Annotated in this window: 2 protein-coding genes; both read left to right on the top strand. The window is 63.5% G+C overall.

The features are described 5' to 3' along the window. The first annotated feature begins 25 nt into the window (after nucleotides 1–25). The gene (locus tag AB8808_RS11295) at nucleotides 26–832 is read left to right on the top strand and encodes a phytanoyl-CoA dioxygenase family protein (RefSeq protein WP_369929405.1); all 807 of its coding nucleotides are present in this window, start codon (nucleotides 26–28) and stop codon (nucleotides 830–832) included. 9 nt (nucleotides 833–841) lie between these two features. Beyond that, complete coding sequence (locus AB8808_RS11290) at nucleotides 842–7,366, top strand: non-ribosomal peptide synthetase (RefSeq protein ID WP_369929403.1); 6,525 nt, start codon at nucleotides 842–844, stop codon at nucleotides 7,364–7,366. Nucleotides 7,367–7,380: the final 14 nt, after the last annotated feature.

The following is a 7,380-nucleotide window of genomic DNA, read 5'->3' as shown; positions in this document are numbered from 1 at the left end:
AAGGTCTGGTGAAAGGAGCGTATCGATGAGTATCACGGCAAAGCAACGCGAGTCTTACGCGAACGAGGGCTTCCTTTTTCTCGAAGGCGTGTTTTCCGAAGACGAGATGGACCTGCTAAGGAGCGAGTTGCCCGGCATGTTCGCACGCGACGACGAACGTCGCGTGCTAGAAAAAGACGGCGCGACAGTGCGATCGGTCTACGCACCCCACCAGATGAGCAGGGCCTTTGCCGAACTGGTGCGGGATGAACGGATCGTGGGTGCGGCGCGGGAAATCCTTGGTTCCGACCTTTACCTCCACCAGTCCAAGGTGAACGCCAAGGCCGGCTTCGAAGGCGATGCATGGAGCTGGCATCAGGATTACATCTTCTGGTTGAAGGAAGATGCCATACCCAGGCCGGAGCTCGTTACAGTTGCCGTATTCCTCCACGAAGTGACCGAATTCAATGGTCCTCTCTACCTCGTTCCACGTTCGCACACGCATGGGACAGTGGAGATGAAGGGGAGCGAAAAAACGCCGGAAGGGTATGAGCCCGGTCCGGACTGGATATCCCATCTCACCAGGGACCTCAAGTACTCGCTCGACAGGCAGACGGTGGCACGCTTCGTCGCCGAGTCCGGCATCGTTTCGCCCACGGGGCCGGCGGGATCGGTTCTCTTCTTCCATGCAAACCTGTTCCACGCTTCGCCGCCGAACCTTTCACCATTCGACCGGGCGATGGCATTGCTCACCTATAACCGCACCGATAACACGAGCAGGGATATCCGGCATCGCCGGCCCGAATTCCTTTGCTCGACGGATTTGACGCCATTGGAAGTCGCTGGCCGATGAACGGGCCGCATGCGCAAGAGGATGCCTGAGACCATGCACTCCAAAGACACGCCCACGATCGCGGGACAGCGGCGCGAACTTTTCGAACGGCTGCTCCAGCGCCGGGGTATCGCGATGGACGGCCCGGATGCCATCTCGCCAAGGTCCGATGGCGGTCCCGTCCCCGCGTCGGCGGCCCAGGAACGACTCTGGTTTCTCGACCGGCTGGGCCTTGCCCCTGCTGAATACAATATGTGCGCCGCGCTGCGTATCGACGGTGCGCTGCACACTCAGGCGCTCGTTCAGGCCATGGAGGCCATGGTCGAACGCCACGACATCCTGAGGACACACTTCGTCGATATCGACGGTGTGCCGCACCAGCGCATCGTGCCAGCCGGTGTCCAGCAGGTGATCGATGTGACGAAGGGGCTGCCGGCGCACGACCTGGAAGCGTTCGTGGCGGCGGAGTCTGTGCGGCCCTTCGACCTCGCCAACGGTCCCCTGTTCCGTGCCCGTGTCGTCGAACTGGCGGAACATGCCAACGTGCTCGTGCTCAGCATGCACCACATCGTTTCCGATGCCTGGTCGACAGCCATCTTCTTCCGGGAGCTGGCCGTATGCTACGCCGCAATTGCGAAGGGGCGGGAGCCGTCACTCCCGCCCCTGGCCGTTCAGTACGCCGACTACGCGATATGGCAACGTGAGCGCCGGGAGGAGGCGCGGCTAGGCACCTGCCTGGCGTACTGGAAGGGCCAGCTCGCCGGTGCGGCACCTCTCCTGCTGCCGACGGACCGCCCAAGGCCGTCCTCGCCTTCAGCTGCAGGCGACGCCGTGGCTTTTCGCGTCGACGGCAATGTATCGCGACGCTTCCTGGCGATGGTACGGGAGGCGGGTGCCACGCCCTACATGGGTATCCTTGCGGTGTGGATGGTGCTGCTTTCCCGCTACGCTGGCCAGGAAGACGTGGTGGTGGGCTCCCCGTTCGCGGGCCGCACGCATCCGCAGACCGCCGACATGATCGGCTTTTTCCTCAATACGCTCGTCCTTCGACAGTGCGTTCGCGGTTCGCGGTCGTTCAGGGCCCTGCTGGATGAGGTGCGGCAGACCGTGACCGAAGCGCAGGCCAACCAGGATGCTCCCTTCGCCAGCCTGGTCGCGGCGCTTCGTCCGGATCGGGGTGTGTCGCGGCAGCCGCTCTTCCAGGTCATGCTTGTCGTCGGGAACGACGCGTCGGATGGCCTCGTCCTGGATGGACTGTCGCTGAGCCCGCTGGACCTGCCATGCGTCGTCTCGAAGTTCGAGATGACGCTGCATGTCAGGATGTCGGGTGATGCCCTAGAGGGGCATATGGAATTCTCCACGGAACTGTTCGACAGCGATTCGATACGGTGCCACCTGGAGAACCTGGAAGCCGCCATGCAGGCCGTCGTGCAGCTGGCCGACGAACCGGTGGCCTCGCTCGATATCCTGGCCCATGGGCAACGACGCAGGATCGTGGAGGAATGGAACGACACGGCAGTGGCCGAGGGAGATGTCGCCGGTGTTCACGCCTTTTTCGAGCGGCAGGCAGCCCGCACACCCGATGCCATCGCCGTGGAATACGGCGACGAGGCGCTGACCTATGCCGAACTCGATCGGCGAAGCGATGCTCTGGCATACCATCTTCGTGATCTTGGCGTGGTTCCCGACGATCGCATAGGGCTGTTCGTCGATCGATCCATCGATGCGACTATCGGCCTGCTCGCCGTGCTCAAGGCGGGCGGGGCCTACGTCCCCCTCGACCGCGAATATCCAGCGGAACGCCTGGCCTACATGATGGAGCAGGCTGCCCCACGGGTGATCCTCACCCAGTCGCATCTGTTGGCTTCATTGCCGGGGACGGATGTCGCCGTTGTCTTGCTGGATGACGAACGTCACATCGTGCCGGCCGGAGCAGGGCGCGAACCCGTGGCGATCGAGCCGCACCACCTGGCCTACGTTATCTACACGTCGGGTTCCATCGGGCGCCCCAAGGGCGTGAGTCTTCCGCATCGGGCGCTGGTGAACCTCATGCGCTGGCACTTCTCGACCCTGCGCCCCGCGTTGCGTACCCTGCAGATTGCCTCTCTGAGTTTCGATGCGAGCTTTCATGAAATGTTCGCGGCCTGGGGTACCGGCGGTACGCTCGTCGTTCCTCCTGAAAACCTGAGGCGGGATATCACCGGCCTGCTGGATTTCCTTGCGGAGCAGCAGATCGGGAAAGTGATCTTTCCCGTCGTGGTCCTGCAGCAGCTGGCCGAAGTACAGGCTACGTCGGGAAAGCTGCTGCCATGCCTGGTCGAGGTCATGGCCACCGGAGAACAGTTGCAGATCACCCAACCGGTGCGGCGATTCTTCCAGCGACATCCGTGGTGCGTACTGCATAACCACTACGGACCCTCCGAGAGCCACGTGGTGACCGCCTATACCTTCGGCCCCGATACCGATGCGTGGGCGACGCACCCGCCGATCGGCAAGCCGATCGACAATACGCAGATCTACCTGTTGAACGAGCGCATGCGTCCCGTGCCGCGCGGGGCCACCGGTGAGCTCTACATCGGCGGAGCGAACCTCGCGAGAGGGTATTTCGGCCGTGACGAGCTGACCGATGAACGCTTCGTTCCCGATCCCTTTGGCGATCCGCATACGCGGCTTTACCGGACGGGCGACCTTGCCCGGTACCTTCCGGACGGCGACATCGAGTTCCTCGGCCGCTCCGACCACCAGGTGAAGATCCGCGGCTTCCGCGTCGAATTGGCCGAGGTGGAGGGCGCCTTGCTTCAGCAGGACGAGGTCGCCGAATGCACGGTAGTTACACGAGACGGCGCATCGGGCGACCGGCAATTGATCGCCTACGCGGTTGCCGCCAACGGGGCGGCGATGGATGCGGCCATGCTGCGCGAGAGGCTGGCATCCATCCTGCCGTCCTATATGATCCCATCGGCGTTCGTCGTGGTCGGCCACCTGCCACTTAACGTCAACGGCAAGGTGGACCGGGCGCTGTTACCCCAGCCCGGCTTCGATGATGCAGCCACGGGGGGGTATGAGGATCCGCGTGTAGGACCCGAATCGCTTGTTGCCGGGATATGGCGTGAACTGCTCGGGCTGGACAGGGTGGGGCGCCACGCGAGTTTCTTCGACCTCGGCGGTCATTCGCTCCTGGCTGTCAGGTTCACCACCCGGCTGCGCGAACGCCATGGCCTGGTCGTGCCGCTCCGGCAGGTGTTCGAACATCCCACGATCGCGGGTATCGCCGCATGCTTTCAGCCAGGCGCGGATACCGAAGACCTGCCCATACGGCGGATCGATCGTTCGGGCCCGTTGCCCGCTTCGCCCAGCCAGGAGCGCCTCTGGTTCCTCGACCGGATGGAAGGGGGCGTCGCACCCCATGTACTTTCCTGGGCGATGCATATGCATGGAAGGCTCGATGTCCCGGCGTTGCGGGGCGCAATGCAGTCACTGATGGAGCGGCACGAGGCATTGCGTACCCGTTTCGCTCACACAGGGGGCGTGCTGATCCAGGTTATCGACCCTGAATGGTCCTTTCCCCTGACTGAGATCGATCTGGTCGCGCGCACGGAGGAGGAACGGATGGCCGGGATGCGACGGTTCGTGGACGAGGCGATCGCCGCGCCGTTCGCCCTGGCCGATGAGCCGCCCATCCGGGCGATCCTGGTGGCCATGGGACAGGACCACCATGTATTGGTCATGGCGGTGCACCACATCGCATGCGATGGCTGGTCGCTCGGCATCCTGATGCACGACCTGTGCGAGGCGTATGCGGCCGCGCGCGCAGGGCACCCGCTCGAACGTTTCCCACTTCGCGTGCAGTCCGTCGATTACGCCCATTGGCAACGCGATCCGCATCGCGGCCCCGCCCTCCGGAGGCAACTCGACTTCTGGAAGGAGCGGCTGGTGGGCGCACCTCCGTTGCTCGATCTGCCGACGGACCGCGTCCGTCCGAACATACAGGGCTATGACGGTGGCAGTGCCAGCATCACGATAGATGCCGGCCTGGGCGAACGTATCGCCGGCCTGGCAAGGGGCGAGGGCGCCACCTTCTTCATGGTGTTCCATGCGGCCTTCACGTTGCTTCTCTCTCGCCTCAGCGGAGGCGACGACGTGGTCGTGGGCACGGCGGCGTCCCATCGTCCTCATCCTGATCTCGAAGGTGTTGTCGGGTTCTTCATCAATACGCTGGCCTTGCGTATGGGCATCGAACCCAGCCTTACCGTGAGCGAGTGGGTCGGCGTGGCAAGGCGCGTGGCCATCGAAGCGTATGAGCATGGCGATGTTCCGTTCGAGATGGTGGTGGATGCCATCAAGCCGGAGCGCTCGAGGGGACACAGCCCCATCTTCCAGTCGATGCTGGTCCTGCAGAATGCCCCGGAAACGGAATGGGCGTTCGACGGCCTTTCACTGTCGCCTGTCGATATTCCCTGGCATGCCAGCGAGCATGACCTGATGCTGTCGGTGCGTGAATGTGGCGCGGCCTTTGTCGCCACGATGACCTACCGGACAGACCTGTTCGATGGGACCACGATCGAGCGGTGGCTCGGTTATTTGCGGCATCTTCTGCATGCCTTCTGTGATAATCCGTCGACACCGATAGGTGCGATCCCGCTGCTGGACGACAACGAGCGGCACAGGTTGCTGGTGGAGCGCAATGCGGCAGTTCCCTCCGTCGCTATCGATGCCACCATCCACCAGTGCATCGAAGCCCAGTGCCGGCGAACGCCGGATGCGGTGGCGGTGACTGACGGACAGGTCTCATTGACCTACGCCCAACTCGATCGTCGTGCCAACCAGCTGGCCAGGTGGCTTGGCGGGCAGGGCGTGGGTCCCGGGTCGCTCGTGGGAGTCAGCCTGACAAGAAACGCTGACCTTGCATGGACGCTGCTCGGCATCCTGAAAGCCGGCGCGGCATATCTTCCGCTCGACCCCGCGTATCCCGAAGAACGCCTTGCCTACATGGTGGCGGATGCCAGCCCACGCCTCATCCTGGCACATTCATCCACGATGCATCGCCTCGGTGCAATCGACGGATGGGTCCGCATCGATGCGCTGGTACACGCGCTGGACGATCTCGACGGTTCATCGGGCCCACGCCGCGACAATGAGGTATCCGGCACGGATGCGGCCTATGTGATCTACACCTCGGGATCGACAGGGCGACCGAAAGGCGTGGTCATCGAGCATCGAAGCACCGTCAACCTCATGCGCTGGGCAGCCTCAACGCATCCGGCCGGGGTTTTTTCCTCGACGCTGTTTTCCACATCGCTTAATTTCGACCTTGCGGTGTACGAGTGCTTCGTGCCGTGGTCGGTCGGCGGTACCGTGCATGTCGTTTCGAACGCGATGGCGCTACTGGACCGACAGGCACCCGTGACGCTGGTCAATACCGTTCCATCCGCGATGGTTGCATGGCTGGACGGCGGAGCGATCCATCCAGCGACCCAGGTGGTCAACCTGGCTGGCGAAGTACTGAAGCGCGAGCTGGTCGAGCGCATATTCGCGGAGACCGGTGTCCGCGAAGTCTGGAACCTCTATGGTCCCTCCGAGACCACCACCTATTCGACCTGGCATCGCATGACGCGCGATACCGGCTTTTTGCCGGGTATCGGGCGCCCCGTGGCAAACACCCGCATCTACCTGCTCGGGGAGGATGGTGGACCGGTGCCGGATGGCGTGGTGGGGGAGATATGCATTGCCGGCGCCGGCGTGGCGCGCGGCTACCTGGGGCAGGTGGATGCCGTGGATGGAAAGTTCCTGCACGACCCGTTCCACGCTAAAGGCGAGCGCATGTACCGCACGGGCGACAGGGGACGCTGGGCTGCCGACGGAACCCTCCATTACCTCGGGCGCAAGGACCGTCAGGTCAAGCTTCGGGGGTATCGCATCGAACCCGGTGAAATCGAGGCAGTGCTGGCTGCCGTGGAGGGTGTTTCCGAGGTGTCTGTGTTGCCGAGGGAACTGGCGGGCAAGGGCCCCTGTCTCGTGGCCTACGTCGCGGCGGCGGGAACCGCGCCGGATGAAGGCATGCTGCGCATGCATGCGGCACGCTCGCTGCCCGATTACATGTTACCGGCCGCGTATGTCGTGCTCGATGCGTTACCAACGACACCCAACGGCAAACTGGATACGGCTGCGTTGCCGCTACCGGATAGCGCGGCGCACCCGTTTGCACCGGAACCCTTCGTCGGTGAGCGCGAGGAGGCATTGGGCGCGATCTGGCGTGACGTGCTGGGGGCGCCGCACTTGGGTCGGAAAGACAACTTCTTTGAATCGGGTGGCCATTCCCTGCTTGTCCCCACGCTATTGAAGGCGATCGAGGAGCATATCGGGGTACGGCTCGGCATCACCGACGTCTTTGCTTACCCGAACGTCGAAGCGCTTGCCGCTTTCATGGCGGGAGGCGATCCCGGCGACGGCATGCTCGACGAAAGCATGCGGCGCGGAACCGCCCGCCGCCGCCGACGGGACACGACAAGTGCTCCAAACCATCGCCATAACCTGAAGGATGCTGTTGATGAGTGATACCGGGGAGCAGT

Source organism: Xanthomonas sp. NCPPB 2632, from assembly GCF_041228075.2.
Classification (GTDB): domain Bacteria; phylum Pseudomonadota; class Gammaproteobacteria; order Xanthomonadales; family Rhodanobacteraceae; genus Luteibacter.
The sequence above is the reverse complement of the archived record's forward strand: the minus strand, read 5'-3'. Positions and strand labels throughout refer to the sequence as shown.